Source organism: Pseudarthrobacter sp. NPDC058196 (assembly GCF_042882685.1).
GTDB lineage: Bacteria > Actinomycetota > Actinomycetes > Actinomycetales > Micrococcaceae > Arthrobacter.
Window position 1 is genome coordinate 206,071 of sequence record NZ_JBHVVN010000009.1, and the last position, 24,609, is coordinate 230,679.

Below are 24,609 nucleotides of genomic sequence, written 5' to 3' on the forward strand. Positions count from 1 at the left end.
TGGTCCAGTTGCCGGTTCATCCCCGCCCCGTGAGACTACCGCGTGGCGGCACAATTTGCCCGACGGCGGAGGTCCGGCAGGAGGGAAAGCGGGCCGTCGGCGAAACCTAAGGAAGTGTTAGGAAAGTGCGTTCCTCGTTGGTTGTGCGGTGGATCACCCATACCGTGGATGAGGCCCTCCGCCGCAGGAGGCCGAGGTTACTATCAGGAGGAACTCACCGATGAGCACCCAACAAGCCGCGCCCCAGTCGGAGGCAGCCCAGACCCGCCGGGCGGTGGGCAACATCCTGAAGGGCTCCGCGGGCAACCTCGTGGAATGGTACGACGTCTACATCTACACGGCGTTCCTGGCGTACTTCCAGCCACACTTCTTCAACTCCACAGATCCGCTGCAGGGCGCACTGGAAGGCACGGCGGTCTTTGCCGTCACGTTCCTGATGCGGCCCATCGGCAGCTGGTTCTTCGGCAGGTTCGCCGACCGCAAGGGCAGGAAGGCGGCCCTGACGCTGAGCGTGACCATGATGTCCGCGGGCTCATTCTTCATCGCCATCCTGCCCACCAAGGACGTGATCGGCGTCTGGGCGCTGGTCCTGCTGGTGCTGGCGCGCCTGGTCCAGGGCTTCTCGGTGGGCGGCGAATACGGCACCAGTGCCACCTACATGTCGGAGGCTGCCACCGCCAAACGCCGCGGGTTCTTCTCCAGCTTCCAGTACGTCACGCTGATCGGCGGCCAGATGCTGGCATTGCTGGTGCTCGTGGTCCTGCAGAACGTCCTGGACAAGGAGGCCCTAACCGGGTGGGGCTGGCGCATCCCGTTCGCCATCGGCGGCGTGGCCGCACTGGTGGTGCTGTGGCTGCGGCGTTCCATGGAGGAAACCGTCTCTGCCAGCCAGGTGGAGGCGGCAGCAAACGCCAAGGCATCAGGGGAAGCCCAGCCGGGAACCCTCAAGCTGCTCTTCACCAAGCACTGGAAGGCGCTGCTCATCTGCATTGGCGTCACCCTCGGCGGCACCGTGGCGTTCTACACCTACACCAACTTCATCCTCAGCTTCATGAACACCACCAGCGGCATCGCCAAGGAGACGACGTCGGTGATCAACTTCTGGGCGCTGTTCATCTTCATGCTGCTCCAGCCCGTCTACGGCATCATTTCGGACAAGGTGGGCCGCAAGCCGCTGCTGCTCTGGTTCGGCATCACCGGCGTGCTGTTGACCTGGCCGCTGATGTCCGCGCTCGCCGGGACGAAGGATCCCTTCGTGGCCTTCATGCTGATGATGGGCGGCCTGCTGATCGTGGGCGGCTACACCTCCATCAACGCCCTGGTGAAGGCTGAACTGTTCCCGGCCTCCATCCGCGCCCTCGGCGTCGGCCTGGGCTACGCGATCGCGAACTCCCTCTTCGGCGGCACGGTGCCTTTGATCGGTGCCGCGCTGCAGAAGGCCGGGCAGGTTGAGCTCCTCTTCACGTACGTCACCGTGGCGATCGGCATCTCGCTGCTGGTCTACATCTTCGCCCTGAAGAACAAGAAGGCCACCCACCTCGACGACGAACAGGGCCACGCCTGGGAACAGGCGCCGCGGGGCGGCGGCAAGGACAAGGATCCGCTCGGCGTGTAGTCCGGGAGGCGCCACGGTGCCTGATTCCCAAAAGGAGGCGTACGACGACGGCTGCCAGGCCGCCGTCGTACGCCTCCCTTGTGCGCTGCGGGTCCTTAGCGCCGGGCAGTCCGCCGGCGCGCCAGGAAGCCGTGGGCGGCGAACAGGCGGGGCAGCACCACGTACACCGCAGTAGGCACCACCACCATGGTCAGCCCCATGGCGCGGAAGATGGGGTGCCAGTTTTCCGTCAGGGGGGCGGAGGCCATCATGCCGATAGCGACAAGCGGGAAGATCGCCAGCCAGGTGATAGCGGCCCGGACGTGGATCGACGGCGGAGCGGGCAGCGCTGCGGGCCCCGATGGGGTTGGTGCGGCCGGTTGGGCGATTACGGGGGTTGCGGGCTGTGAAACCGTGTCCATGAAAACTCCAACTAGTTAGTTGCTTTTTGCTTGCCTCGACAATAAATGTGGCCAGACGCAATTGCAACTACCTGGTTGGAATTGCGTAGACTTATGTCATGGCGTGGAACACGGAGCGGACCAGAGAGCTGTTGCTCGCAGCTGCCACGGAGGAGTTCAGCGCCAAGGGCCTGGCCGGAGCGCGGGTGGACCGGATCGCAGCTGCCGCAGGGATCAACAAGGAACGCATCTACCAGTACTTCGGCAAGAAGGACGAGCTCTTCGACGCCGTCCTGGCCGCCGAAATGGTCCGGGTCATGACCGAGGTACCCATTACCGGCAGCGGGCCGGAAGCGTTCGGGGAATACGCCGGCCGCCTCTTTGACCGGCACACCACCGACGGCGTCCTGCCGCGGCTCCTGTTCTGGGAAGGCCTTGAACGCGGCAAGGAAACCGTCAGCCGCGCCACCCGGTCCGACCACTGCGCCATCAAGGTGGGCCAGGTGCTTGACGTCCTGCCCGGGATCGACCGCACGGACGCCGCGGACCTGCTGATCACCGTCATCACCCTCTGCGACGGCTGGCCCGTCCTGCCCCAGATCGACACCCTCCTCGCGGGCAGCAGCCCTGACCGCACCGCCCTGCGTCGTGCGTTCATTGTGCGGACCGCCACCCTGCTCGCCGGCGCGCTCCTCGCGGAGGCGCAGGCAGCGCTGGCAAACGCGCCCGGCTAGCTGCACCACCGCGGCCGCTGGCGGCGGGCGGTCCGCCGGGCGCGGGCGGACTATATTGGCCATGTCAGAACACCACCACAATCGCGGGAGTCTGCACCTATGGCCAAGGAACTTGCCACCCAGCTCGTCGAACAACTCCAGGCTGCGGGAGTGCAGCGCATCTACGGGATTGTGGGTGACAGCCTCAATCCGATCGTGGACGCAGTCCGCCAAACCGGCGGCGCGGCCAAGGGCGGCATCGACTGGATCCACGTCCGGCATGAGGAAGCGGCCGCCTTTGCCGCAGCGGCTGAAGCGCAGCTCACCGGGAAGCTTGCCGTCTGCGCCGGCTCGTGCGGCCCCGGCAACCTGCACCTGATCAACGGCCTGTATGACGCCAACCGTTCCGGAGCGCCAGTACTGGCCATCGCCTCGCACATTCCCAGCAAGCAGATCGGCAGCACCTTCTTCCAGGAAACCCACCCGGACCGGCTCTTCAACGAATGCTCGGTCTACTCGGAGCTCGTCAGCACCGCCGAGCAGGCGCCGCGCGTCATGCACAGCGCCATCCAGCACGCGCTGGGGCTTGGGGGAGTCGCCGTCGTGACCCTTCCCGGCGACATCGCCGGACTGGAGGCCACAGCACCCACGCCCCTGCCCGCCACTTTCCGGCGTGCGAGCCTGGTCCCGGACCCTGCCAGCGTCCAGGCGCTCGCAGATGCCATCAACGACGCCGGCAAGGTCGCCATTTTCGCAGGCGCCGGCGTTGAGGGGGCGCACAGTGAACTGATGGCGCTCGCCGAGCTGGCCAAGGCCCCGGTGGGCCACTCGCTGCGGGGCAAGGACTTTGTCCAGTACGACAACCCGTTCGATATCGGCATGACCGGCCTGCTGGGCTACGGTGCCGCGGCGGAGGGCATCGAGGACGCCGACCTGCTGATCCTCCTGGGCACCGACTTCCCCTACGATCAGTTCCTCCCGGACACCCGCACAGCACAGGTGGACCGGGCGGCGGAGCGCCTGGGCCGGCGCACCGATGTCGATATATCCGTCCACGGAGACGTGCTGCCCACGCTGCGGGCCCTGCTGCCGCTGGTTAAAGCCAAGAAGAGCCGGCGGTTCCTGGACCAGATGCTGAAGAAGCACGACCGGCTGATGAACAAGGCCGTGGGCGCATATACGCGAAAGGTGGAAAAGAAGCAGCCCATCCACCCGGAGTACGCGGCATCGCTGCTGGACCAGGTGGCGGCAGAGAACGCCATCTTCACTGCGGATACCGGCATGTGCAACGTCTGGACTGCGCGCTACATCAACCCGCTGGGCACCCGGCGGCTGATCGGGTCTTTCCTGCACGGCTCCATGGCCAACGCCCTCCCGCACGCCATCGGTGCGCAACTGGCATACCCGGGCCGCCAGGTCATTTCGGTCTCGGGCGACGGCGGGCTGTCCATGCTGCTGGGCGAGCTCATCACCGCGGCCGCCTATAAGCTGCCGGTCAACGTAGTGGTGTTCAACAACTCCACCCTGGGCATGGTCAAGCTCGAGATGCTGGTGGACGGCCTCCCCGACTTCGGCGTGGACGTGCCGGACGCCAACTACGCCGCAGTGGCCCAGGCGCTGGGCTTCCACGCTGTGCGCGTGACGGATCCGACCCAGATCGAGGCGGCATACCGTGAGGCCTTCGCGCACCCCGGCCCCTCCCTGGTGGAGCTCATCACCGACCCCAAGGCACTGTCCATCCCACCCAAGATCTCCGGCTCACAGGTGCTGGGGTTCGCCACCGCCATGTCCAAGGTGGTGCTGAACCGCGGCGCCGGCGAAGCGGTGAGCATGGCCCGCAGCAACCTGCGCAACATCCCCCGGCGCTAGGCACATGTCGAGTTCGCCGGAAACTGCCGGGTTCGCCGCAAATTTCCGGCGATCTCGAGGGTTTCCGGCGAACCCGGCGCGGGGAGAGAGGTTCTAGCGGGCGCCGCCCTGCCACAGGGCGTCGAACGGGGCACCGGAGGCGACGCGGTTGCGGATCCCTGCGGTGACGAACTCCTTGGCGGTCCGGGCAGCCTCCAGCGGGCTGGCGCCCTTGGCCAGCTCCGCGGTCACGGCGGCGGCGAGCGAGCAGCCGGCACCGGAGACCGCAACCTCGCCAACCTTGGGAGCACTCAGGACTTCCAGGGTCTCACCGTCGTAGAACACGTCGACGGCGTCCGGGCCGTCCAGCCGCACCCCGCCCTTGGCCAGGACCGCCGCACCGCTGAGCTCGTGGATCCGGACGGCGGCGGCCTTCAGCGACTCGACGTCGGTGATTTCCAGCCCGGACAGGGACTCCGCCTCGAAGTGGTTGGGCGTGACAAACGTGGCCAGCGGCAGGATCTGGGCTTTCAGCGCCTGGTCCGTGTCCAGCGCGTGGCCCGGCTCTTGGCCCTTGCAGATCAGCACCGGGTCCAGGACCACGTTGGCGAAGCTGTTCTCCTGCAGCGCGGAGGCCACCGTGCTGATCGTTGCCGGGCTGCCCAGCATGCCGATCTTCACCGTGTCCAGCGCGGATGGTGCGCCGGACGCCGGACCATACGCCGCCGTCGTCGCCTCCAGCTGGTCAGCGATCACCTGCTGGTCCACGGGCACGAAGCGGTGGTTCCAGCTGTCCTTCGGGTCGAAGGACACGATGCAGGTCAGGTTCGCGATGCCGAAGACGCCCAGCTCCTGGAATGTTTTCAGGTCGGCCTGGGCGCCGGCACCGCCGGTTGCCTCGGAGCCTGCGATGGTGAGGACGACGGCGGGGCCGGCGGCGGACAGGGGTGCGTCAGGTGAAACGGAAGTCATGCTTCCATCCTGCCACCCGGCGTCGGGTGCTCTGACTGCTGATCGCGTGGCTGGCTCGTTCCACACGCCGGAATGATGCTGGATCGCCGGAAAGTACCGGCGACCTGGTCGCGTTCCCGCGGTTTGGCTACCGCCCAAGTGCGGTAAGGACACGGGCTTTGAACTCATGTTCGCGGAAGAGGTCGGCCCAGGTCAGACGAAGGAAGGTCCAGCCATTCTCGGTGAGGGCCTTCTCGCGCTGCCGCTCCTGAAACAGCACCTCGGCCGTCGGGCTGTAATCGAAGTATTTCGTCTTCCCGTCGAATTCGAGGGCCACCTTCTTCTCCTTCCAGGCGAAATCCAGCCGGTACCGGCCGGCACGCGTAGCCACCGCGACCTGGGGCTCCGGCAGGGGAAGTTTCAGTCGCACCAGGAGTTCGCGCGTGAGTGTTTCCCCGGCTGACTCCGAACGTGGGTCTGCGTGCGCGAGGGCGCGCCGGAGGGTCCGGACACCGCGGCGTCCCTGCAGCCCCTCAGCCATGCACTCCATGAGGGCTGTGTCGGCACCGAGCCGCAGTGCGTGGTCAGTCAGCACCAGCGCCTGCCGGTAGCCCAACATCATGGCGCAGTCCACCACCGTCCGCTCCAGCGAGGTCACCCGGAGGCCGCCGAGAGTTACCACCTCCGGTGGCGTCCACGGCCGCGTATGGCCGCGGACATCTTTTCCGAGCCGTTGGCTGGAAGGATTTCCGGGCAGCAGAAGGTGGATCGTGTCGTCAACGTTCCACAGGCACAGGCTGTGCAAACGGGCCGCAGAGGTATGGCTGTACACATAGTTTCCCGCGGCAGTGGTCAGCGTCCCGTGCGCATGGGCGCGGATCAGCTGCCGGCTGCGGACGGTACGCGTCTGCTTCTCCCATAGCTCGGCGCGGATATAGCAGCCGTAGCGGAGGCGGACCAGCTTCCCGTGGAGGACCAAGGCCTTGATGGCGCGGTCATTGAGGCCTTCCTCCTGCAGTTGCCCCGTTCGCCACAGGTTGCCAGAGCCCGGAAGCGCGGGGAGAGGGACTGGCCGTTGCGCTGTCATCCCGACAGCATCCGCCCGCTCCGTCAGCTACGTAAGGCGCCGCCGTCGTCATGTGGAAAACCCGCCAGGGCCGTCCTGCCTCCCGGGATCGCCGGAACCCGTCCGGCTCGCCGCAACGTTCCGGCGATTCGGCAGCTTTCCGGCGAGTTCGACGGCGCGCGGCCGGGTCAGGCCTTCAGCGTCCCGTCCAACAGGGCGCGCAGCTCCCGGAAGTGCCGCTCCGTGGCTTCCGGGTGGAATGCGGAGGTGTCCGCCATGGAGTAGCCGTGCGGCGCGCCCTCGTAAATCTCATTGGATGCCTCCAGTCCTGCGTCCCGGAGCGCGCCGCCCAGGCGGGCCACAGCGTCCGGTGCCATGCTCCTGTCGTTGTCGGCGTGGCCGAACACGAAGCGGGCCCGTGCATTGCCAAGCCCCAGGTGCGGGCTGTCGGGTTGGTCCGTTGCCAGCCCGCCGCCGTGGAAGCCGCCGCACGCTGCCACCACCTCGGGGTGCGCGGTGGCAGTCCGGACCGCGAGCCGGGCGCCCATGCAGTAGCCGGTGGTTCCGATGGGGCCGCGGGCAACGCCGTCGAGTCCGGCCAGCGCGGCGACCCACGCATCGATGTCCGGCAGGGCCTTGTCCGGAGTCAGCCGGCCCACCCGCGGGAAGGCAGCCTTACCGGCAGCTTCCCGGCCCTCCTGGCTGGACATGTCACCAGCCGGGGCCAGCTCTGCGGCCGTCCCTTCACGGTAGAAGACATTGGGCGCCAGCACCACGTAGCCCCAGTCCGCGATGCGCTGGGTCATCTCCTCGATGCGCGGGCGCAAACCAAAGGCGTCCATGTAGAGAATCACCCCGGGGAACGGGCCGGTTCCGCTGGACGGACGGGCGACAAGGGCTTCGGCAGGGCCTGCTGCGGCCTGGATCTCGATGAGCATCTGGTCAGGATAACGGAGGCAGCCGGGAGCAACGCTCAGGAGTAGTACCGGCCCAGGGTTTCCGCCTTGAAGTCAAAGAACGTGCCGGACTCGATGGCCAGCCGGGCGTCGTCCACCATCTTCACCACGAACCGCTCATTGTGGATGGAGATCAGCGTGGCCGAGACCATCTCCTTGGCCTTGAACAGGTGGTGGATGTACGCCCGCGAATAGTTGGCACAGGCGTAGCAGTCGCAGCCCTCCTGCAGGGGCCCGAAATCGCGCTTGTACTTGGCGCCGGAAAGGTTGAACCGGCCGTAAGGAGTGTAGAAGGCCGAGTTCCGGGCCACGCGGGTAGGGGAGACGCAGTCGAACGTGTCGGCGCCGTTCTCGATGGCCGTGAAAATGTCGTCGGGCTCGGAGATCCCCAGCAGGTGGCGCGGCTTGTCCTCCGGCAGTTCTTCGTTGCACCAGCGGACGATCGTGCCCAGGTTTTCCTTCTCCAGCGCCCCGCCGATGCCGAAGCCGTCGAACGGCATGGCGCCGAGGTCCCGGCAGGCCTTCCGGCGCAGGTCCTCGTACTGCGCCCCCTGGATCACGCCGAACAACGCCTGGTACGGCTTGCCCGCGCGGTCCTCTGTAAGGCGGAAGTGTTCCGAGATGCACCGCTCGGCCCACAGCCGGGTGCGCTCCAGGGACTCCTCCTGGTACCGCCGGGAGTTCTGCAGGGTGGTGAGCTCGTCGAACGCGAACATGATGTCCGCGCCGATCTGGTGCTGGACCTGCATCGAGATCTCGGGGGAGAACCGGTGGCGGTCGCCGTTCAGGTGGGACTTGAACCAGACACCGTCGTCATCGATGTGGGCCAGGCGTTCCTTGCCGGGGGCCACGGCGTCATCAGGTCCGGAGGCGTCCACGGATTTCATGTCGATGACCTTCTTGAACCCCGAGCCAAGGCTCATCACCTGGAACCCGCCGGAGTCCGTGAACGTGGGACCGGACCAGTTCATGAAGGCGCCCAGGCCGCCGGCCGCGTCCAGGATGTCCGGGCCGGGCTGGAGGTACAGGTGGTAGGCGTTGGCCAGCAGGGCCTGCGCGCCAAGGTCCGCCATGGATTCCGGCAGCACGGCCTTCACGGTGGCCTTGGTGCCGACGGCGATGAAGGCCGGCGTCTGGATCCCACCGTGCGGGGTGGTGATGGTGCCGGTGCGGCCCAGGAATTCCCCGTCGTTTTCCGCTACCTGGGCAGCCGACGGCGGGCAGGACTCCGCCAGCCGCGTGCCGACGGTGAAGGAGAACTGCGATTGGGTTTCCGGCAGGGCGAAGGCAGGGTTGGCAGGCACCGTACCAGTGTGCCAGCAAAGCTCACGACGCCGGCAACCGGGCCCGGGCAGGCCGGCGCGGACCGTCAGCTGGCTGGCTCGGTTCCGGGGTAGTTGGCCGCCCGCCACGAATCCCAGGCGGAACGGACGGCGTCGAGGGCTCCGGCGCCTAGGTCGTAGGTGGAAACCACCACCAGCGAACCGTCGCCCTCCGCGCGGACATCCTTGATGGCAGGGTGGTCGGCAACCACCAGCAGTCCTTCGCCATGCTCGGCGTAACCGTGCACCGTCAGGCCCACCTGGTGGCTGGTCCGGTACCAGACCTTGCCGCTGATTTCCTCGCCGGTATCCAGGGTGACCTGGTACGGTTCGCCCGGGGCCGGGAGGTCTGCCAGGCCGAGTTTTTCGATGGCCGAGCCCTTTCCGTCCGTCAGGTGCAGGAACAGGGTGTGCCGTTTGCCGTGCGGGTGGCGTTCCAGGGCGAAGCGGAGCTGCTGCAGGAACGTCAGCCACCCCTGGGTGATGTCCTCGTCCCAGGCCGCCCACTCGGAATCGTGGTCCAGCGCCCCGCGCGTGACGCTGACCCGGGTTCCTTCCGGCACCGGGTGGAGCTCGAACGTGTCCCCGCCGTGCACGGTCAGGCTGGTATGGTCCGCGGATTCCTGTTCGTCGCCGGAGAAGTAGATCTGCTTGATCTCGGACTCCAGGTCCTCGGCCTGCCAGCCGTGCCACTGGGCTACCTTGGACGGTTCACGCAGCATGGTCCAGACCTGCGGCGCGTCGGCGTTGATCACTACGCTGAGATTGTTCGTCATAGCCCCGAATGTACAACTCCGGCTACGCCCCGGGTAGGGGGAATTTTTACCGCCGGAGGGGCGCCGCAGGCCTCAGGCGCGGACTGCCTCCAGCTCGTTGCTGATGCGCCGTTCAAGTTCGGTTATGCCAATGGTTTCCGAGCCGCCGTGGGCACGCAGGAACAGCAGGGACTCCAGCCGAAGGAGCCGCCATTCACGTTCGGCGTCGTGGTTGGAGTTGTCGATCGAGCGGAAGATTTCCTTGTCGTACAGATTGGGCTCGTTGAGTGAGCGCTGCCGCACCTTGGCGGCCATGCGCGCCTTGAACGCATCCGTTTCCTGGTTCTCCGGGGTGCGGATCAGTTTCTCGTAGACCTCGGCGCGCTTGTCCTGGCCGTCTTGCCGGCAAATGTAGCTGGCCAGTGCCAGGGATGCTTCCACGGAGGCCCACCGGCCCGGGTTGCCGTCGTAGGGCAGTACGGTGAGGAGGTCCGCGATGGACAGCGCTCCGTCTGCGTCCTTGAGCGTGACGAACAGTTCGTGTGCGAGGTCGCTGAGGTCCTTCAGGCAGCTGCCGGACTTGAAGTTGACGCCTTTGGAGAGCCGGTCGGCCAGGAGCAGGACCCCCTCCGCATCAGGGTGCGCTTCCGCGGCGGCTTCCACCACGGATTCGGGCGTGCCGGCCGGCGCCGGGATGAGCGCGAGTTCCTCCTCGCCGGGCCCGTTCACGGCGGGCGGCGCGGGCGGCAGCGGGGGGAGGACGACGGCGGGCGGCACCGCGGTGGGGCCCGTCCCGGCGGGCGGCTGCGCCTGCGCAGCCCCGGCCAGGGGTGCGGCCCCCGGAAGGTCCGCCGGGAGCGGAAGCTGGGTGACGTCGTCGTGCGCTCCGTCCACCACGGTGACCATGGTGCCGATGGCCACCCGCAGCGTTCCGCCGCCGGAAAGGCTGGCCAGTACCAGTGCGGGGGAGCCGAAATCGTCGTGCTCAAGCTCCACCTGGTCGATTTCGGCAGTGCGCCGGCCGTCGGGGAGGAGGATGTGGGTGCCGGTGGTCAGAGATCCAGCCTGCTGTTCACGGTGGTGCCTGGCGGCTGGTGTTTCGGTCATGGGAGTCCTTAAGTTCTCTTGCGGTCCGCCCTACAGTCTACAAAGGCGGGCGCCTAAAACCGGGGACCCCCACGTCCCGGCGGGGATGTCAGAAGCCCACGCCTGCGAATGCCAGTGCCTGCCGGATGAGGCCGCCGCGGCCGCCGGAAAACTCCATCTGGACGCCCGGGCTGAGCACTTCTTCCGGGGTCATCCACGTCAGTTCCAGGGCGTCCTGGCGGGGTTCGCACTCGCCCGTGACGGGGATGATGTACGCCAGCGACACGGCGTGTTGCCGCTCGTCCGTGAAGCCCGTCTGGGACGGTGCCGGGAAGTATTCGGCCACCGTGAACGGCACGGGGCTGAGGGGAAGCTGGGGGAAAGCGAGGGGGCCCAGGTCCTTTTCCATGTGCCGCAGCAGCGCGGCGCGGATGGTTTCGCGGTAGATGACCCGGCCGGACACCAGTGACCGGACCATGGTGCCGTCGGCATCGGCCTGCAGCAGTGTTCCGACCTCGTTGACGTAGCCCAGCGGGTCCAGCCTGACCGGAACTGCCTCCACGTACACCATGGGCAGCCGCCCGCGCGCCTCAAAGAGGTCTTCTTCGGAGAGCCAGCCGGGATTCGGGTCAGGTGTGCGCACGTTCATGGTTAAGTTCTACCCCATGGGGCGGCGCTCCGAGATCCAGACGGTGGCGGGCGCGTTGGGGCCGGCCGCGTCCGGATTGGCCACGTGGAGGGTACTTCCGAAGGCCTCCTCGGTGATGCGGGCGGCGATCCCGGCGGCCGCGAGGCGCTCGCGCAACGGTTCCAAGTGGCCGCCGTACTCGAAGCCCAGGCCGGAGCGGGACGGCCCGGACGCCGCCCGAACCAGCAGGACGCCGCCGTTCTTGGCCGTGAAGTCCGCGGTTTCGTCGTCGTCGGGAACGGGCCGTGGCCGCGCACCGATATGCAGCATGCTGCGGACGGCGGCTTCCGGATCTGCGGTGTACCAGACGCCGACGACGGCCAGGGCGGGGTCGGCATCGGCGCACTGGGCGCCGTGGACGGCCTTGTCGGCCAGGAAGCTGAAGCCGTCCGGCGCGCTGATGCGGCAGGCTTCGCCGTGGTCGGCGGTGACCAGTTCGGCCGGCTCGGTTGCCTCGTCCTGTGCCGAGGCGTTGGTGCGGCGGGCGAATTCGGCGACGTCGCCCACCTCCACGGCAAACACGGTGCGGCCGTCGCGGTCCGAACCGGCCTCGGCGTCGTGCAGCGCCAGGCGGCCCGACGCCGAATCGAAAACCTGCCACCCGCCGTCGCCCTCCGTCCTCACCATCCCCAGTGCGGTGAGGAGCTGCGCCCAGGACTCGGTGCGGGACGTGAAATGGACGGGGCGGACTCGGAGCATGGCGCTGTCCTAGGTGGTGGGTGGCGTACGGCTGTAAGGCCATAATGCCACGTGCCCGGCCGGTGCGCAGTGGGGCTTGTGGCACGGCATTTTCCCGGCAGAATGGGGCCATGGCCGATGACCTCGAGGAACTGTTGGTGCCCGACGCCGCCGCCTGGCGTGCCTGGCTGGAAGAGAACCACGGCACCAGCCCCGGCGTCTGGCTGGTGCTGCACAAGAAGGGCGGCACGGTGACCGGCCTTGACTATCCGGCGGCCTTGGATGAGGCGCTGTGCTTTGGCTGGATCGACGGGCAGCTCCGGCGCCGCGATGATGAAAGCTCGTTCCAGCGGTGGACGCCGCGGCGTCCCCGCAGCATCTGGTCGGCCCGCAACGTTGGGCATATCTCCCGGCTGGAGGAAGCGGGAAAAATGACCGACGCCGGCAGGGCGGCAGTTGCCGCGGCCAAGGCGGACGGCCGCTGGGAAGCGGCCTACGGCGGGCAGGCCGACGTGGAGGTTCCCCCCGACCTTGCGGCAGCGATCGCCGCGAACCCGGCCGCACAGGACATGTTCGATGTCCTGACCAAGACCAACCTGTTCGCCCTGGTGTTCCGGACCAACACGGCCAAGCAGGCAGCCACCCGGGAACGCCGGATCGCCGGCTTCGTCGAGATGCTGGCACGGGGGGAGACTCCGTATCCGCAGAAGAAGCGCCCCGCAGGCCGGGACCAGTAGCGGCGGCCGCATGACGCGCCGGATTCGGCTCCGTGCGGCCTGCCGGGTAAAATTGACGATTCACTTGCGCTGGTGCCGTTCCCCGACCCGGGGGACGGCACTTGTGCGTTCAGCGACGGATCGATGACCCCATGCTCCCCAAAATTTTCGGACCGCCGTATGCCGCCCTTCGGCGCCGGCCCCTTCTGTGGGCGGCCGCGGCCTTGGCCGTGCTCCTGGTGGTGGCGTCCCTGGTGATCGCCGGGAACACCCGGACGGCCGAAGGACAGCACGGCGGTACGGCATCCACGGCACCCCCAGCATCCACGGCACCCCCAGGCCCGCAGGCGCCACCGGCTGACCAAACCAGCTACCGGCCTGCCTACCACCTCACCCCGGACCAGCGCTGGATGAACGATCCCCAGCGGCCCTTCTTCCTGGACGGCCTATGGCACTACTACTACCTCTACAACGCCGACTATCCGGAGGGGAACGGCACTGAGTGGTTCCACGCCACCAGCACGGACCTGGTGCACTGGAAGAACGAAGGCGTGGCCATCCCGAAGTTCCGCAACGGCCTGGGGGACATCGAGACCGGCTCCGCCGTGGTGGACACGGAAGGCACCGCGGGCTTTGGCAAGGGGGCGGTCATCGCGGTGCTCACCCAGCAGCTCGACGGCGTGCAGCGCCAGTCCCTCTTCTACTCCACGGACCAGGGCTACAGCTTCCAGAGCTATGGACAGAACCCGGTGATGGAAAACCCCGGCGCCGAGCACTGGCGGGACCCGCGCATTGTCCGCGACGACGCCAACCACCAGTGGCTGATGCTCCTCGCCGAGGGCCACAAGATCGGGTTCTATACCTCCCCCGACCTCAAGCGGTGGACCTACGTGTCCGGATTTGAGCAGGACGGGCTGGGAATCCTGGAATGCCCGGACTTCTTCCAAATGGACATCGACGGCGACCCCGCCAAACGAACCTGGGTCCTGGCCGCGAGCGCCAACGGTTCCGGGGAGGGCCGCACCACCGGCGTGGCCTACTGGACCGGCGGGTTCGACGGCAAGGCCTTCAAGGCTGACGGCGGCCACCAGTGGCTCGACGGCGGGGCGGACTTCTACGCGGCAGTCACCTGGGATGATCCGCGTCAAAGCGATGGCCAGCGGAAGGCCTCCCGGCACGTTATCGGCTGGATGAACAATTGGGCCTATGCCCGGCAGTTGCCCACCGGCGGCTGGTTCGGGGCCGCTTCGGTGGTTCGTGACATCCGGCTCACGTCCGGTGCGGGCCGCCCCGCCCTGGTGCAATCGCCCACCCCTGCGCTCAAATCCTTGGAAGGGACGCCTGCCCAGGTGCCCGGCGGCCCGCTCGAGGATGGCCGTACCCTTCCCATCCCGGACAGCGGAGCGTTCAAGGCCGACGTCGAGCTGGAAAAGCCCTCGGACGGCACCGGGAAGGCCACCCTCGTCCTGCAAAGCGGCGGCACCACCTACGCCACCATCGGCTACGACTTCGCCGCCGGCCGGGCCTTCATCACCCGGGACGGGGACGCCGTGGCCGGCGGCCAGGGCAAGGAGCCCTCCGAGGGCAGCGGCGAGTACCGCCAGGCCCGCTCGGTGGAGGCGCGCCCCGGCGGCGGGACCGTGCAGCTGACCGCGTACGTGGACCATTCCTCCGTGGAGGTCTTCGTGGACGGCCAGTCCCTGACGTCCCTCATGTTCCCGCCCGCAGGCCCGAAAGAGGTCCGGCTCGCCGCCGACGCGCCCCTGACGCTCAAAGCCGGCACGGTCACGCCGCTGTCCGGCATCCGCTGAGCGCAGCCCCCGCCGGTTTGGCCGGCCGTGCCAGTCAGGTGGCCGGCGGGGGAACGGCAGCGGGGCCGGCGGACAGCACCGTGGCCGCCGCCTCCAGCGTCATCCAGGCCTGCAGTTGGGTGGCGAGCTCCACCGGGGCGCCCGGCGGATAGGTCCGGTCCGCGGGTTGGCCGGCGTGCACGGAGAAGATGCTCCTGCCGGCCAGGGGTGCCTTTGCTTCACCGGCGCCCACCGGCCGCCGCCCGGCCCAGAACGCCTCGGCGGTGTCCAGCACCAGCGCAGCCGCCGCAGCGCGGGCAGCCCCAGGTAGCCGCGGGTCTGCCGCCGCAAGCGCCAGGTACCGGCACAGGATCCCGGTGAAGAGGCCGCCGTCGCCCGTCCCTTCGCAGCGCAGCACCGTGCCGCCCGCAGCGTTGCCGCTGCCGGCCGGGACGGTCAGCAGCCGCTGCACCGAGTCCACCAGGGCGGCCGCCCGGGCAAGGTTGACGTCGCCGCCCAGTTCCAGGAGGGCACCCAGGACCGGGCCTTGGTTGTAGGTGTACAGCGACCGTTCCACCAGCACGTCCCCGGCAGGACCCAGCCGTGCACCGTCGAGGTAGAGTCCCTGGTCCTGGTCGAAGAGGGTGGCGTCCAGCCAGTCCAGCAGCGACTGTGCCGTGCCGCGCCGGCCGGTGCGGGCATAGAACAGCGCCACGGGTGCCGTGGCCGGGGTGTTCTTGAAGTCACGCTGCTTGCTCCAGAACGTCCCCCCGCCCAAATCGCTGGTGCACGCGGAATCGAACTGCAGGGCCAGTGCGGAACGTACCCGGGCGTTTCGCCGGCGTCCCGGCCGCTGCGTTTCTGCGGCCAGCCTGTCCAGCCGCAGGGTCGCCAGGGCCAGCCACGCCATGTCGTCGTAGTAGCTGTTCACGACCGTCAGGGCATTGCGCAGCCTCATGCCGGTGACCAGCCGTGAGGCCAGGTGCCCTGCGCTGGGCTGATCCGGCCCGTTGAACCGCGCCGCGGGGGTGGCTCCGCCGGCAAGCTCGCGCAGGCCGGTGTCCACCAGGCAGTCCACGTAATGCGCCTGCCACCAGTAGTGCCACGGGAGCAGCAGTCCCGCGGCGGGCCTTGCACGGCGGAGTGCGGCGAGCCAACGCTGCCGCCGTGGCCTGGCGGGTTCTTGCCCCGCATCGGGCGCGCCCTTCCCGGCCGGGTGCCTGCCCTGCCACACCACGGCGGCGAGGTGGGTTCCGGGCAGGAACAACAGGTTCCGGCCGAACAGCCCGGTCACGGAGCGGGCCGCGTGGTCCGCCCGGTCCTGCCAGGTGGTCGAGGCGGTGCTGCTGGAGGTCATGCCGTCCACCCTAGCTGCGGTACCGGATCCTTGGCCCCTCGGGATGAGTGCGGCGGCGCCGAATTTCAGTTAACATTCATTAACTGTTGCTCGAGGCCGCGCCGCGGCCGGGGGCACGCGCATCAAGGAGGATGTATGGACATCAAAGGCAGCGTCGCCCTGGTCACAGGCGGGGCCTCCGGGCTGGGAGCGGCCACCGCACGCAGGTTGTTCGACGACGGCGCCTCGGTGGTGCTCCTGGACCTCGCCTCCTCGGACGGCCAGGCGGCGGCGGACGAACTCAACGGTCGTGCCCAAGCCGGCCAGTCCGCCGTCTTCACCCCCGCGGACGTGACCAGCGAGGCCGAGGTGCGGGCCGCCGTCGCAACAGCCGGCGGGATGGGCCCGCTGCGGATCGTGGTGAACTGCGCAGGAATTGCCACCCCCGGCAAGGTGCTGGGCCGCGATGGCGTCCTGCCGCTGGAAGCGTTCAGCCGCGTCGTCCAGGTCAACCTGATTGGTACCTTCAACGTGCTGCGGCTGGCGGCCGAGGCCATGGTGGCCACCGAGCCCGTGGCCACCCGGCTGGGCGGCCCGGAGCGCGGCGTCATCATCAACACGGCATCCGTGGCCGCCTTCGAAGGGCAGATCGGCCAGCCCGCCTACTCAGCCTCCAAGGGGGCCGTGGCCGCCATGACGCTGCCCATCGCCCGGGAACTGGCGCGTTCGCTGGTCCGGGTGGTCACTATCGCTCCAGGCATTTTCGAGACGCCCATGATGGCCGGCCTGCCGCAGGAAGCCCAGGACTCGCTGGGCGCGCAGGTACCGCACCCGTCCCGGCTGGGGAAGCCGGCGGAATACGCCAACCTGGTGGCGCACATCGTGGACAACGCCATGCTGAACGGGGAAACCATCCGCCTGGACGGCGCCATCCGGATGGGGCCGCGATGAGCGCTCCGGACATCACGGACCTGCCGGCGGCGGACTTCTTCGCTGTCGAATCCATGCTGGGCCAGGCTGAACGGGACAAGCTGGCGGAGCTGCGGGACTTCCTGGCGGCCGACGTGGCGCCCTACGCCGGGGACTGGTGGAACAAGGCCGAGTTCCCTGCCCACATCCTGCCCAAGCTCGCCGCCCTGGAGCTGAGCACGCCGGCACACCGCGGCTACAGCAACCTGTTCGCCGGACTGGTCATCGCGGAGATGACCCGCGTGGATACATCCCTGGCCACGTTCTTCCTGGTCCACCACGACCTCTTCGTCGAATCCCTGCACGCGTTCGGCTCGGCGGACCAGAAGCGCAGGCTGCTGGCCGACGCCTCGGACCTGCGGATCACCGGTGCCTTCGCCCTCACCGAACCCCTGCACGGCTCCGACGTCGCCGGCGGCATGGAGACACGTGCCCGGCGGATTTCCTCCGGCACCGGCGAAGCGGACGACGCCGGCGACACCTGGGTGCTCAACGGCGCCAAACGCTGGATCGGCAACGGGACGTTCTGCGACTACATGCTGGTCTGGGCGCGGGACGAAGCCGACGGTTCGGTCCGGGGCTTCATCGTGGACGCGGGCCTGCCGGGCGTCAGCCGGAGCCGGATCGAGAACAAGATCGCGCTGCGGACCGTCCAGAACGCGGACATCGTCTTCCGCGACGTGCGGGTGGCGGAGGCGGACCGTTTCGGCGGCATCAGCAGCTTCGAGGACACCAAGGAGTTGCTGCGCAGTTCGCGGATCATGGTGGCCTGGCAGACGGTGGGCCAGCAGCTGGCGGCGTTCGACGTAGCCCGTCAGTACGCCGTGGAGCGGCACCAGTTCGGCCGGCCGCTGGCACACTTCCAGCTGATCCAGCAACAGCTGGTGACCATGCTGGGCAACACCGTGGCCAGCATGGGGATGATGGCCGGGATCGCCAGGCTCCAGGACCAGGGCGCCGCGGGCATGCCCCAAGTGGCCCTGGCCAAGTCGTACCTCAGCGCCCGGATGCGCGAAACCGTGGCGCTGGGCCGGTCCATCCTGGGCGGGAACGGCATTGTCACCGACTACCGGATGGCCAAGATCTTCGCCGACGCCGAGGCCATCTACACCTACGAGGGCTCGTTCGAGGTAAACACCCTGATCGTGGGCCGGGCCATCACCGGGGTGTCAGCCTTTGGTGGTTGAGCCTGTCTTCGGTGGTTGAGCCTGTCGAAACCGGTCACGCACCCGGGTAGGGCTGCTTCTCGCCTGCCTCCACGCGGATATCCAGGCTGTTGTTCCTGACCGGCATCGGGCACGTGCCGTAGGGCGTGAAGGCGCTGGGATAGTTGATGGCACGGTTGAAGTCCAGCACCACGGAGCCGTCCGGGCGGGGCCGGGCCAGCGAGAGCTTCCGCCAGTCGTCCGTGGTGTCGCCATTCGTTTCGTCGTGGAAGGTGACGGTCAGGGCGCCCAGTTTCTCCTCCTCGGCCTGCAGCCGGAACTCGTGGCTGCTGCCGGGGAGGCCGAAGACCACCTCACCCACGCTGCGGTGCACGCCGTCAACCAGCGGGTTGGCGGTTCCGATCGGTACGTCCACCGGCTCAGGGTAGGGCACGAACCGGCCGGTGACTTCCCACTCCGGGGTGTACGGATAGGTGGGGACGCCGTCGAACTCGGTGAACACCGGCGACGCCGAGTCCCGGGTGCGGATCGCGTATTTTCCACCGCGCATCGCCAGTTCCACCACCACCTGGTTCCCGTCCGGGCCGCCGAACCGGACCCACATCAGCGACTCCTCGTCCGCAAGGACAGCGGACACGGTGCCGTCCACCTTTTCGCCCGTCTCCACCAGCGTGAGCCCGTCCGCCGGGACCGCGGTGAGCACCGCCGTCGTGCCGTCCACGGACCAAAGGCCCGGGGCGAGATCGACGCCGGCCGGTGAGTCTTCGAGCCACTGGAAAGAGGTGAGGGTGAGCCAGCCGTGCGGGGCTGCAAGCGCCTTGTTCCGATTGGTGCGGAAGCGCTGCCAGCGCTCGAACCTGGCTGCGGTGGTGGTGGACATGGTTCCTTCCGGTTGCTTCTGCCCACGCTACAACCACCGGTATTTCGTGTTCATTCCGCCGGTGGCGACATCTTTTGAGACAGATTCCACTGTGGCGCCGGACCGGGGGTAGCATCTTTAGCTAGTAACGTGGCTCACAGTATCCAGCGCAGTGTACGAGCCAAGTCCGAAACCCTCGAAAGATAGCTTCCATGGCTCACACTGCCGCACATCCCGAAACAGACCTGGCCTCCGAACTGAGGGCAGACGTCCGCCGTGTTTCCACCCTCCTCGGCGAATCACTGGTCCGCCAGCACGGGCCCGAACTCCTGGACCTCGTGGAACAGGTCCGGCTGCTGACCAAGGAATCCAAGGAGGCGGCGCGTGGCGGCGCGGATGCCACCGGCCCCTGGAGCGCGCACGACGTCGTCGCCCAGGTCCGCGAGCTGCTCGGCTCCCTGCCGATCGAGCAGGCAACAGACCTGGTGCGTGCCTTCGCGTTCTACTTCCACCTGGCCAACGCCGCCGAGCAGGTCCACCGGGTCCGCGGCCTGCGCAACCGGGCGGAAAAGGATGGCTGGCTGGCCAAGACGGTGGCGGACATCGCCGCGCAGGCGGGCCCGGACGTCCTGCAGGAAGTGGTCAACGGCCTGGACGTCCGCCCAATCTTCACCGCACACCCCACCGAAGCGTCCCGCCGTTCGGTCCTGGACAAGATCCGCAAGATCTCCGACGTCCTGTCCCGGTCCACGGCCGAGGGGTCCACGGCGCGGCGCCGGCAGGACCGGCAGTTGGCCGAGATCATCGACCAGATGTGGCAGACCGACGAACTGCGCCAGGTGCGGCCCACGCCCGTGGATGAGGCCCGCAACGCCATCTACTACCTGGGCGGCATCCTCACCGACGCCATGCCGCACATGCTGTCCGAACTCGCCGACCTCCTGGGCGAACACGGCGTCAGCCTGGCTGCCAAGGACGCGCCCATCCGGTTCGGTTCCTGGATTGGCGGGGACCGCGACGGCAACCCGAACGTCACAGCGGCCGTGACCCGGGAGATCCTGCAGATCCAAAACCAGAGCGCCATCCGCATCAGCATCGGCATGATCGATGAACTGATCTCCGTCCTGTCCAACTCCACGGCCTTGGCCGGTGCCGACCGGGCGCTGCTCGAATCCATCGATACGGACCTGAAGAACCTGCCGGGCCTGGACAAGCGGGTCCTGGAACTGAACGGGCAGGAGCCCTACCGGCTGAAGCTCACCTGCATCAAGGCCAAGCTCATCAACACGGGCAAGCGGGTGGCCGTCAATTCGAACCACGAGCACGGGCGCGACTACAACGCCACCGATGAACTCATGGCCGACCTGCAGCTGCTGGAGCTCTCGCTCCGCAACCACTCGGCAGCCCTGGCCGCAGACGGCTCGCTGGCCCGGGTGCGCCGCGCCATCGCCTCGTTCGGGCTGCACTTGGCCACGCTGGACATCCGCGAACACGCCGACCACCACCATGACGCCGTCGGGCAGCTGATGGACCGGATCGGCGGCCCCGGGCTGCGCTACGCGGAGCTGAGCCGGGAGGAACGTTTCGAGGTGCTGGGCTCCGAGCTGGCATCCCGCCGTCCGCTCTCCGGCCACCCGATCAAGCTCGACGGCGCCGCCGACGGCACGTACGACGTCTTCCGTGAGATCCGCCGCGCCCTGCGCATGTACGGCCCGGACGTCATCGAAACCTACATCATCTCCATGACCCGCGGCGCCGACGATGTCCTCGCCGCCGCCGTCCTGGCCCGCGAAGCCGGCCTGGTGAACCTGTTCGGCGACAAGCCCTACGCCAAGCTTGGCTTCGCGCCGCTGCTGGAAACGGTGGAGGAGCTGCGCGCCTCGGCCGAGATTGTCGACCAGCTGCTGTCCGATCCCTCCTACCGGGAACTGGTGCGGCTGCGCGGGGACGTCCAGGAAGTGATGCTGGGCTACTCGGATTCGAACAAGGAATCCGGCGTCATGACCAGCCAGTGGGAGATCCACAAGACCCAGCGCAAGCTGCGCGATATCGCGGCCAAGCACGGCGTCCGCGTCCGTCTGTTCCACGGCCGCGGCGGTTCCGTGGGCCGTGGCGGCGGACCCACCTATGACGCCATCCTGGCCCAGCCCAACGGCGTCCTGGAAGGCGAGATCAAGTTCACGGAACAGGGCGAGGTCATCTCGGACAAATACTCCCTGCCCGAACTTGCCCGGGAGAACTTGGAACTCTCGCTGGCCGCGGTGCTGCAGGGTTCGGCCCTGCACCGCAACCCCCGGACCTCGGAGGACCAGCGGGAGCGTTACGGACACGTCATGGAATCCATCTCGGATGCCGCGTTCGACCGCTACCGCAAGCTGATCGACCACCCGGACCTGCCTGCCTACTTCATGGCGTCCACCCCGGTGGAGCAGCTCGGGTCGCTCAATATCGGCTCCCGCCCGTCCAAGCGTCCGGATTCGGGCGCAGGCCTCGGCGGACTGCGCGCCATCCCGTGGGTGTTCGGCTGGACGCAGTCGCGGCAGATCGTGCCGGGCTGGTTCGGCGTGGGCTCGGGGCTCAAGGCTGCCCGGGAAGCCGGGCACTCCGCCCAGCTGGTGGAGATGATGGACCACTGGAATTTCTTCCGGTCCGTGCTCTCCAACGTGGAGATGACCCTGGCCAAGACGGACATGGACATCGCCGGCTACTACGTGTCCACCCTGGTCCCGGAGGAACTGCACCACCTGTTCCGCACCATCCGGGAGGAGTACGAGCTCACGGTGGCCGAGGTCCGCAAGCTCACCGGCGAGGACATCCTCCTGGACGCCCAGCCCACGCTGAAGCGTTCCCTGGAGATCCGCGACCAGTACCTGGATCCCATCAGCTACCTGCAGGTTGAGCTGATGCGCCGTATCCGGACCGAGGCGGAAATCAGCGGCGCCGAGATCGACGAGCGCCTCCAGCGGGCCATGCTCATCACCGTCAACGGTGTTGCCGCGGGCCTGCGCAACACCGGCTAGAAACGCCCGCTCACTTCCGGCGGCTTTTCTTCCGACGCGCGCTCACGTTTTGCCGCTCGAACCCCAACGCCCGCTCACTCTTCTGAAGAGAGTGAGCGGGCGTTGGTGTTATGGCTGCAGGATGTGAGCGGGGGCTTGGATAGGGTGGAGGGCATGCCTTCCTTCCAGACCCGCCTCAAGATCACCGGGCTGCGGCCAGGGAATCCGCCGGAGTCCGTCATGGACGCCGCCGTGGAGGCGCTGGGCACCCGCCACCACGTGGAGGCGCACCAGCTGCAGATTGCCGGCGGGGTGCCGCAACTCAACCTTCGGTTCCTCGTGGAAGCCACCGAATACACCGGTGAGAACCAGCAGGCGTTGGAGTCGGCAAACATGATGCGCGACGCCGTCGAACGCGTTGCGCTGACAGGTGCCCTGAGCGTGCTGCGGCGCAGCCGCGGCAAGTGGCTGCCCGTCTAGCCTGCGTCCGGAATGGGCTCGTCCTCGACTGGGGACCTGTCGCCGCGCCGGCGGGTGACGATCAGCCCCACGATGGCGCCGATCACCAGGCCCACCGCCACCCCGATGAGGGAACTGGCCCAGAATGGCAGCCTGGTGGTTGACCCCGTGAAGTAGCCCAGCCCGACGAGCCAGCAGGCCCAAAGGACCGCCCCCAGCCCGGCGCACAGTCCGAAGCCGCGCACCGAGACGTTTGCGACACCTGACGCTGCCGAGGTTGCCAGCCGGCCGCCGGGGATGAACCGGGCGCCGATGATGGTGCCATAGGTGGACGACCGTCCGGCCTTTGCCAGTGCCGCATGGATGCCGGCGTGCACCCGGCGGCCCCATTTCCAGCGGTCCAGCACGTGGCTGAGCCGCCGGCGGAACAGGTGGAACACCACCATGTCGCCAATCCAGGATGCCAGGGCGGCGAGCACCAGGACGAGGAACACGTTGGCCCGGCCATCCGCGGACAATGCGCCGCCGGTAATTACCACCATCTCCGAGGGGATGGGCGGGAAAATGGCGTCGCCGATCACCAGCGGGATGACCCAGAAGTAGAGGGCCGCCCCCCAGCCGTCAGCGCTGCCGAAGTCCATTGCCACAAGGTACCGCACTTTTGCCGGGCCGGCGGTGCCCGTGACGGGCACCCTGCCGGGGAGGGATTCCGCCGCGGCCGCCCGTGCCCGGACCGCGCGGTGGAGTGGGAAACTGGCGGCATGCGGATCACGGTTTTGCGGGGCGACATTACGCAGCGGCGGGTGGATGCGGTGGTCAATGCCGCGAATTCGTCGCTGCTTGGCGGCGGGGGAGTGGAAGGGGCGCTGCACCGGGCGGCCGGTCCGGAACTGTTGGCTGCGTGCCGCCAGTTGCGGGCAACGGACCTCCCGCACGGACTGCAGACCGGCGCCGCCGTCGCAACGGCCGGGTTCCGGTTGCCTGCCCGCTGGGTCATCCACACGGTGGGCCCAAACCGGCATGCGGGGCAGACCAACCGGGCCCTCCTGGTGTCCTGCTTCAGCGAAAGCCTGCGGCTGGCCGACTCCCTGGGTGCCCGCGGACTGGCGTTCCCGGCGGTGGGGGCGGGCGCCTACGGCTGGGCTGCGGATACCGTCGCGCGGGCAGCCCTCGACGCCTTGGCCGGATTCGAGGCCCTGCACCCGGCCAGCGACCTACGAGTGGTGGAGTTCGTGCTCCACACGCCCGGGGTTGAAGAGGTGTTCAGGGACGTGCTCGGACAGCCTCGCTGAGGTCCAGGGCGCTGCGGTACTCCACGGGCCGGCCGGAGATCGGATCCACGAACCGGATGCCGCGGGCCAGCAGCTGCAGGGGTTTGGCGTAGTCGTCCGGGGCCTTGTCCAGCAGGTCAGGGTAGAAGGCGTCGTTGACGATCCCCAGTCCCAGCGAGGCCATGTGCACCCGCAGCTGGTGGGTCTTGCCGGTGTGCGGTTCCAGCCGGTACTTGGCAAGGCGGCGCCTGCTGGTGCCGCTGCCGGAGGCACCTGCCGGGCCGCCGTCGTCGAACGTTTCCAGCTGCTCGATCCTGGTTTCCGCGTTCGGCTCGCCGTCAATGACTTCCGCCAGCAGGTAGCTGCGCGACTTGGTCATCCGGTTGCGGACCACCACGGGAAATTCGACGGCGGGATGTCCCGGCGCGGGCTCCGCGGCGGAGACGCACTCGTACTCCTTCTGCACCTGCCGCTTCTCGAACAGCACCTGGTACTTGCCCCGGGTCTGCGGGTTGGTGGAGAAGAGCAGGACACCGGCGGTCATGCGGTCCAGCCGGTGCATGGGAATCAGGTCCGGCAGGTCCAGTTGGTTCCGCAGCCGGACCAGGGCGGACTCCTGGATGTAGGTGCCGCCCGGGGTGGTGGGGAGGAAGTGCGGTTTGTCCACCACCAGCAGGTGCTCGTCCTGGTGCAGGATGCTCAGTTCCACGGGCAGCCGGGTCTCCGGCGGCAGGGTGCGGTAGTACCAGATGAAGGTGTGGTCCTGGAGCGGGGTGCTGCGGTCCAGGGGGATGCCGCCCTCGCCCACGATCTCGCCGGCGTCGAACCGGTCCTCGATGCCCTGCGGATCGATGTGCCCCCAGCGGTGCATCATGTAGTCCATCGCGGTGTCCCAGGGGCCCTCGTCCGGGAGGCGCAGGCGGGTGGCGTTGACGCCGTCGCGCACGGGGAGGGGGGATTGCATCACCGCCCTATTCTACCGGGGG

Annotated in this window: 23 protein-coding genes; 10 read left to right on the top strand and 13 right to left on the bottom strand. The window is 68.2% G+C overall.

Features of this window, described 5'->3' with window-relative positions; genetic code table 11:
• Window positions 1–202: 202 nt before the first annotated feature.
• On the top strand, window positions 203–1,615 hold the full coding sequence (locus tag ACFVVC_RS14840; protein WP_387454757.1) for an MFS transporter: 1,413 nt from the start codon (window positions 203–205) through the stop codon (window positions 1,613–1,615).
• A gap of 95 nt (window positions 1,616–1,710) precedes the next feature.
• On the opposite strand, the gene ACFVVC_RS14845 is transcribed toward ACFVVC_RS14840, so the two are convergent.
• Window positions 1,711–2,016 (bottom strand): hypothetical protein, encoded by a 306-nt coding sequence (locus ACFVVC_RS14845; RefSeq protein WP_387454660.1) that lies wholly within the window; start codon window positions 2,014–2,016, stop codon window positions 1,711–1,713.
• A gap of 98 nt (window positions 2,017–2,114) precedes the next feature.
• Here ACFVVC_RS14845 and ACFVVC_RS14850 point away from each other — a divergent pair, with 98 nt between their 5' ends.
• Window positions 2,115–2,729, top strand: coding sequence for a TetR/AcrR family transcriptional regulator (locus ACFVVC_RS14850; protein ID WP_387454663.1), 615 nt, complete (start codon window positions 2,115–2,117; stop codon window positions 2,727–2,729).
• A gap of 99 nt (window positions 2,730–2,828) precedes the next feature.
• Window positions 2,829–4,577: a pyruvate dehydrogenase gene (locus tag ACFVVC_RS14855; RefSeq protein ID WP_387454666.1), complete on the top strand. Its 1,749-nt coding sequence runs from the start codon at window positions 2,829–2,831 to the stop codon at window positions 4,575–4,577.
• 93 nt (window positions 4,578–4,670) lie between these two features.
• Here the strand turns inward: ACFVVC_RS14855 and ACFVVC_RS14860 are convergent, their stop codons facing one another.
• From ACFVVC_RS14860 to ACFVVC_RS14895, 8 genes are all read right to left on the bottom strand, one after another.
• Window positions 4,671–5,528 (bottom strand): hydroxymethylpyrimidine/phosphomethylpyrimidine kinase, encoded by an 858-nt coding sequence (locus tag ACFVVC_RS14860; RefSeq protein ID WP_387454669.1) that lies wholly within the window; start codon window positions 5,526–5,528, stop codon window positions 4,671–4,673.
• A gap of 127 nt (window positions 5,529–5,655) precedes the next feature.
• Complete coding sequence (locus ACFVVC_RS14865; protein WP_387454672.1) at window positions 5,656–6,594, bottom strand: hypothetical protein; 939 nt, start codon at window positions 6,592–6,594, stop codon at window positions 5,656–5,658.
• Window positions 6,595–6,761: 167 nt separating this feature from the next.
• Complete coding sequence (locus ACFVVC_RS14870; RefSeq protein WP_387454675.1) at window positions 6,762–7,511, bottom strand: dienelactone hydrolase family protein; 750 nt, start codon at window positions 7,509–7,511, stop codon at window positions 6,762–6,764.
• Window positions 7,512–7,546: 35 nt separating this feature from the next.
• Entirely contained in the window at window positions 7,547–8,833 is a 1,287-nt protein-coding gene (gene tgt, locus ACFVVC_RS14875; RefSeq protein WP_387454678.1) for a tRNA guanosine(34) transglycosylase Tgt, read from the bottom strand.
• A gap of 65 nt (window positions 8,834–8,898) precedes the next feature.
• On the bottom strand, window positions 8,899–9,627 hold the full coding sequence (locus ACFVVC_RS14880) for an SRPBCC domain-containing protein (protein ID WP_387454681.1): 729 nt from the start codon (window positions 9,625–9,627) through the stop codon (window positions 8,899–8,901).
• 72 nt (window positions 9,628–9,699) lie between these two features.
• Complete coding sequence (locus ACFVVC_RS14885) at window positions 9,700–10,713, bottom strand: DUF6707 family protein (RefSeq protein WP_387454684.1); 1,014 nt, start codon at window positions 10,711–10,713, stop codon at window positions 9,700–9,702.
• 88 nt (window positions 10,714–10,801) lie between these two features.
• A complete protein-coding gene (locus tag ACFVVC_RS14890) occupies window positions 10,802–11,341 on the bottom strand; it encodes an NUDIX hydrolase family protein (protein ID WP_018763774.1) in 540 nt (179 codons plus the stop codon).
• A 9-nt stretch (window positions 11,342–11,350) separates the two neighbouring features.
• Window positions 11,351–12,079, bottom strand: a complete 729-nt coding sequence (locus ACFVVC_RS14895) for a VOC family protein (protein ID WP_387454686.1) — start codon at window positions 12,077–12,079, stop codon at window positions 11,351–11,353.
• A gap of 110 nt (window positions 12,080–12,189) precedes the next feature.
• Between ACFVVC_RS14895 and ACFVVC_RS14900 the strand changes: the two genes are divergently transcribed.
• Together ACFVVC_RS14900 and ACFVVC_RS14905 are read left to right on the top strand one after the other, a co-directional pair.
• Entirely contained in the window at window positions 12,190–12,795 is a 606-nt protein-coding gene (locus tag ACFVVC_RS14900) for a YdeI family protein (protein WP_387454689.1), read from the top strand.
• A 131-nt stretch (window positions 12,796–12,926) separates the two neighbouring features.
• Window positions 12,927–14,585 carry a glycoside hydrolase family 32 protein gene (locus ACFVVC_RS14905; RefSeq protein ID WP_387454691.1) on the top strand — a complete coding sequence of 553 codons (1,659 nt, stop codon included), beginning with the start codon at window positions 12,927–12,929 and terminating at the stop codon, window positions 14,583–14,585.
• 34 nt (window positions 14,586–14,619) lie between these two features.
• Here the strand turns inward: ACFVVC_RS14905 and ACFVVC_RS14910 are convergent, their stop codons facing one another.
• The gene (locus ACFVVC_RS14910) at window positions 14,620–15,921 is read right to left on the bottom strand and encodes a glycoside hydrolase family 76 protein (protein WP_387454693.1); all 1,302 of its coding nucleotides are present in this window, start codon (window positions 15,919–15,921) and stop codon (window positions 14,620–14,622) included.
• Window positions 15,922–16,056: 135 nt separating this feature from the next.
• On the opposite strand from ACFVVC_RS14910, the gene ACFVVC_RS14915 reads away from it, so the two are divergent.
• On the top strand, window positions 16,057–16,851 hold the full coding sequence (locus tag ACFVVC_RS14915; protein WP_387454696.1) for a 3-hydroxyacyl-CoA dehydrogenase: 795 nt from the start codon (window positions 16,057–16,059) through the stop codon (window positions 16,849–16,851).
• A complete protein-coding gene (locus ACFVVC_RS14920) occupies window positions 16,848–18,056 on the top strand; it encodes an acyl-CoA dehydrogenase family protein (protein ID WP_387454699.1) in 1,209 nt (402 codons plus the stop codon). Before ACFVVC_RS14915 ends, ACFVVC_RS14920 begins: the two co-directional genes overlap by 4 nt.
• Window positions 18,057–18,090: 34 nt before the next feature.
• Here ACFVVC_RS14920 and ACFVVC_RS14925 read toward each other — a convergent pair whose 3' ends face one another.
• Window positions 18,091–18,915 (bottom strand): DUF1684 domain-containing protein, encoded by an 825-nt coding sequence (locus ACFVVC_RS14925; protein ID WP_387454702.1) that lies wholly within the window; start codon window positions 18,913–18,915, stop codon window positions 18,091–18,093.
• Window positions 18,916–19,106: 191 nt separating this feature from the next.
• On the opposite strand from ACFVVC_RS14925, the gene ppc reads away from it, so the two are divergent.
• Entirely contained in the window at window positions 19,107–21,914 is a 2,808-nt protein-coding gene (gene ppc, locus ACFVVC_RS14930) for a phosphoenolpyruvate carboxylase (RefSeq protein ID WP_387454705.1), read from the top strand.
• Window positions 21,915–22,067: 153 nt separating this feature from the next.
• Window positions 22,068–22,373 carry a hypothetical protein gene (locus ACFVVC_RS14935; RefSeq protein ID WP_285242217.1) on the top strand — a complete coding sequence of 102 codons (306 nt, stop codon included), beginning with the start codon at window positions 22,068–22,070 and terminating at the stop codon, window positions 22,371–22,373.
• Here the strand turns inward: ACFVVC_RS14935 and ACFVVC_RS14940 are convergent.
• The gene (locus ACFVVC_RS14940) at window positions 22,370–22,993 is read right to left on the bottom strand and encodes a DedA family protein (RefSeq protein WP_387454708.1); all 624 of its coding nucleotides are present in this window, start codon (window positions 22,991–22,993) and stop codon (window positions 22,370–22,372) included. The two genes, ACFVVC_RS14935 and ACFVVC_RS14940, sit on opposite strands and share 4 nt — an antisense overlap.
• 120 nt (window positions 22,994–23,113) lie before the next feature.
• Here ACFVVC_RS14940 and ACFVVC_RS14945 point away from each other — a divergent pair, with 120 nt between their 5' ends.
• Window positions 23,114–23,644 carry an O-acetyl-ADP-ribose deacetylase gene (locus tag ACFVVC_RS14945; protein ID WP_387454711.1) on the top strand — a complete coding sequence of 177 codons (531 nt, stop codon included), beginning with the start codon at window positions 23,114–23,116 and terminating at the stop codon, window positions 23,642–23,644.
• Here ACFVVC_RS14945 and ACFVVC_RS14950 read toward each other — a convergent pair.
• Window positions 23,616–24,587: an RluA family pseudouridine synthase gene (locus ACFVVC_RS14950; protein WP_387454760.1), complete on the bottom strand. Its 972-nt coding sequence runs from the start codon at window positions 24,585–24,587 to the stop codon at window positions 23,616–23,618. The genes ACFVVC_RS14945 and ACFVVC_RS14950 overlap by 29 nt on opposite strands.
• Between the last annotated feature and the right edge of the window lie 22 nt (window positions 24,588–24,609).

Excerpts from the sequence above, each read along its gene's own strand:
- ACFVVC_RS14940 (WP_387454708.1), bottom strand. The coding sequence starts at position 22,993 with ATGGACTTCGGCAGCGCTGACGGCTGGGGGGCGGCCCTCTACTTCTGG.
- ACFVVC_RS14855 (WP_387454666.1), top strand. The coding sequence starts at position 2,829 with ATGGCCAAGGAACTTGCCACCCAGCTCGTCGAACAACTCCAGGCTGCG.
- ACFVVC_RS14935 (WP_285242217.1), top strand. The coding sequence starts at position 22,068 with ATGCCTTCCTTCCAGACCCGCCTCAAGATCACCGGGCTGCGGCCAGGG.
- ACFVVC_RS14910 (WP_387454693.1), bottom strand. The coding sequence starts at position 15,921 with ATGACCTCCAGCAGCACCGCCTCGACCACCTGGCAGGACCGGGCGGAC.
- ACFVVC_RS14885 (WP_387454684.1), bottom strand. The coding sequence starts at position 10,713 with ATGACCGAAACACCAGCCGCCAGGCACCACCGTGAACAGCAGGCTGGA.
- ACFVVC_RS14880 (WP_387454681.1), bottom strand. The coding sequence starts at position 9,627 with ATGACGAACAATCTCAGCGTAGTGATCAACGCCGACGCGCCGCAGGTC.
- ACFVVC_RS14915 (WP_387454696.1), top strand. The coding sequence starts at position 16,057 with ATGGACATCAAAGGCAGCGTCGCCCTGGTCACAGGCGGGGCCTCCGGG.
- ACFVVC_RS14870 (WP_387454675.1), bottom strand. The coding sequence starts at position 7,511 with ATGCTCATCGAGATCCAGGCCGCAGCAGGCCCTGCCGAAGCCCTTGTC.
- ppc (WP_387454705.1), top strand. The coding sequence starts at position 19,107 with ATGGCTCACACTGCCGCACATCCCGAAACAGACCTGGCCTCCGAACTG.
- ACFVVC_RS14890 (WP_018763774.1), bottom strand. The coding sequence starts at position 11,341 with ATGAACGTGCGCACACCTGACCCGAATCCCGGCTGGCTCTCCGAAGAA.
- ACFVVC_RS14900 (WP_387454689.1), top strand. The coding sequence starts at position 12,190 with ATGGCCGATGACCTCGAGGAACTGTTGGTGCCCGACGCCGCCGCCTGG.
- ACFVVC_RS14895 (WP_387454686.1), bottom strand. The coding sequence starts at position 12,079 with ATGCTCCGAGTCCGCCCCGTCCATTTCACGTCCCGCACCGAGTCCTGG.
- ACFVVC_RS14905 (WP_387454691.1), top strand. The coding sequence starts at position 12,927 with ATGCTCCCCAAAATTTTCGGACCGCCGTATGCCGCCCTTCGGCGCCGG.
- ACFVVC_RS14950 (WP_387454760.1), bottom strand. The coding sequence starts at position 24,587 with ATGCAATCCCCCCTCCCCGTGCGCGACGGCGTCAACGCCACCCGCCTG.
- ACFVVC_RS14920 (WP_387454699.1), top strand. The coding sequence starts at position 16,848 with ATGAGCGCTCCGGACATCACGGACCTGCCGGCGGCGGACTTCTTCGCT.
- ACFVVC_RS14850 (WP_387454663.1), top strand. The coding sequence starts at position 2,115 with ATGGCGTGGAACACGGAGCGGACCAGAGAGCTGTTGCTCGCAGCTGCC.
- ACFVVC_RS14865 (WP_387454672.1), bottom strand. The coding sequence starts at position 6,594 with ATGACAGCGCAACGGCCAGTCCCTCTCCCCGCGCTTCCGGGCTCTGGC.
- ACFVVC_RS14845 (WP_387454660.1), bottom strand. The coding sequence starts at position 2,016 with ATGGACACGGTTTCACAGCCCGCAACCCCCGTAATCGCCCAACCGGCC.
- ACFVVC_RS14945 (WP_387454711.1), top strand. The coding sequence starts at position 23,114 with ATGCGGATCACGGTTTTGCGGGGCGACATTACGCAGCGGCGGGTGGAT.
- ACFVVC_RS14860 (WP_387454669.1), bottom strand. The coding sequence starts at position 5,528 with ATGACTTCCGTTTCACCTGACGCACCCCTGTCCGCCGCCGGCCCCGCC.
- ACFVVC_RS14925 (WP_387454702.1), bottom strand. The coding sequence starts at position 18,915 with ATGTCCACCACCACCGCAGCCAGGTTCGAGCGCTGGCAGCGCTTCCGC.